Source organism: Alkalibacterium sp. m-11 (assembly GCF_054658155.1).
This window is the reverse complement of sequence record NZ_BAAGIR010000228.1, coordinates 1-2,056: the sequence shown is the minus strand read 5'-3', so window position 1 is coordinate 2,056 and position 2,056 is coordinate 1. Positions and strand designations below refer to the sequence as shown.

The 2,056-nt window shown below is 41.5% G+C and carries 2 protein-coding genes; both read left to right on the top strand.

Going from position 1 to position 2,056, the window contains the following annotated elements; translation table 11 throughout:
- The first annotated feature begins 155 nt into the window (after positions 1-155).
- Positions 156-593, top strand: a complete 438-nt coding sequence (locus ACYQ2O_RS11955) for a hypothetical protein (protein ID WP_346023982.1) — start codon at positions 156-158, stop codon at positions 591-593.
- Positions 594-925: 332 nt separating this feature from the next.
- The gene (locus ACYQ2O_RS11950) at positions 926-1,930 is read left to right on the top strand and encodes a YeiH family protein (protein WP_459771089.1); all 1,005 of its coding nucleotides are present in this window, start codon (positions 926-928) and stop codon (positions 1,928-1,930) included.
- The last annotated feature ends 126 nt before the right edge of the window (positions 1,931-2,056 follow it).

The following is a 2,056-nucleotide window of genomic DNA, read 5'->3' as shown; positions in this document are numbered from 1 at the left end:
AACCTCTTGGCATTGGCCAAGTAAAAGAAAATCAATGAGGCAGGGACTGCCTTTTGAGCCTACCCCTATCCGATTCCTCTGTCTGTATGAAGTCTGTGCAGATAAGAATGGAGTTCGTAGGAAGCCCTCACTTCAAAATCCAAAGGATTTAAGTGGTGGGTAGTTCACCAAGAGGAATTGCAGATCTCAGCTATAAAACCTGCCGCAAGCAGAATGCGACTGAAGAGAATCTGCTTAGTCTTATCGAACACAACCTGACCACCCTTGAAGCAATGATTGATTATAATAATCAAAATGATATCCGACTGTTCAGGATGAGCTCAGATATCATTCCATTCGGCTCTGATTTTTCCGTTAACGACCTCGACTGGTCACAACTCTTTAAGGAACAGTTTGAGCGGATCGGTGAAAAAGTGAAAGATTACGGTTTAAGAGTATCCATGTGTCCTGGACAGTATACTGTATTAAATTCAAAAAATGAGGATGTGGTGAACAGGGCAATAGATGATTTGACATACCATACCCTGTTCATCGACAGCCTGAATGTAGATGCCTCTGCTATTTGCTTGGGCATATATAGGAATCATAATTGAAAACGAAAATCAGCTGTTCTTACTGACGATTATTTCGGGAGTGGGAGTTGTATTCCATCTTCTTGCTTCAGCGATCGTAGGCTTTGATAATATGAGAAGCAGAGCAGAAAGGTAAGTAGACTGGACTTTAAATCAGCAGCAGGAAGCAATACCCTGTAATCAGCTGATTTAAAGTCTATTTTTATTGGCAGATTATAGATTTGAATCGTCAGATACAATATGCGACTTGAAAGGTTCTTAAAGCTTTTCATTAGAGATTCGAGAATTGCTCATTCAGCCGAATAAAAAAATGTTATAATGAGTCAGTTATTACCTGAAAGGGATGAAGCATAATGACCCAATTGACAAAAAAACTTCCCGGACTCTTGCTGGCGACAGGGATAGCCGTAATAGCTGTTCTGATCGAAACTATACTTCCGGGGCATTTTATCGGTTCAGCGGTTTTAGCCATGTTCATTGGCATAGGATTCCGTGCACTGTACTACAAACCTGAACTATTGAATGAAGGTGTTCAATTCACCTCAAAAAAAGTACTTAAATTTGCTATTATATTATTAGGATCTTCCTTGAACATGTCCATCATTCTTCAAGTGGGCAGCCGTACATTGATCGTTCTGTTATTTACCTTACTGACAGCTTTCGGAGGAGGGTATTTACTGGGCAGACTGTTCAAGATCAACTGGAAGCTGAGCAACATGATTGCTGCGGGAACGGCAATTTGTGGAGGATCAGCCATTGCAGCGATGGCACCTGTTATTGAAGCGGATGATGGCGATGTCTCATATGCTATTTCTTCTACATTTATCTTTGACATGGTAATGGTCATTCTGTACCCTATCATTGGACAGCTCCTGTCTTTAAGCGATCAGTTCTTCGGCTTCTGGTCCGGGACATCCATCAATGACACCTCAAGTGTTGTTGCAGCAAGTTTTGCTTTCTCAGAAGCAGCTGGAGAAATTGCGACCATGGTCAAACTGACCCGGACACTGGCTATCATACCGACCGTAATTATTTTTTCTGCTATCTATTTCAGACAGAAACTGAAGCAGCCCAATCAGTGGAATGAGAAAGTGTCATTGCAGAAGCTATTCCCATGGTTCATCGCATGTTTTGTACTTTTCGCAGGACTGAATACAATTGGACTGATACCAGTAGAGCTAAGTGGTGCAATGCGACAAGCCAGCCGATTTTTAATGGTCATTGCTCTGGCAGCAATCGGTTTGAAAACGAATGTAAGGCAGTTTGCCCGAACAGGATGGAAGCCATTTGTCCATGCAATTATCCTGTCCAGTCTCGTAGTCGTTGTATCTTTTGCAGTCGTAGCCATAGTCTTATAGAGTGAACTAGGAAACTCCAAGGAATAATTGGGGGAAATAGCTCTTAAATGAGCATACAATTGATTGGTTTTTACAGCACTATTGGATTTATCTCGTCAAACAGGTTTTGGTTTGATGGTCTAGAAA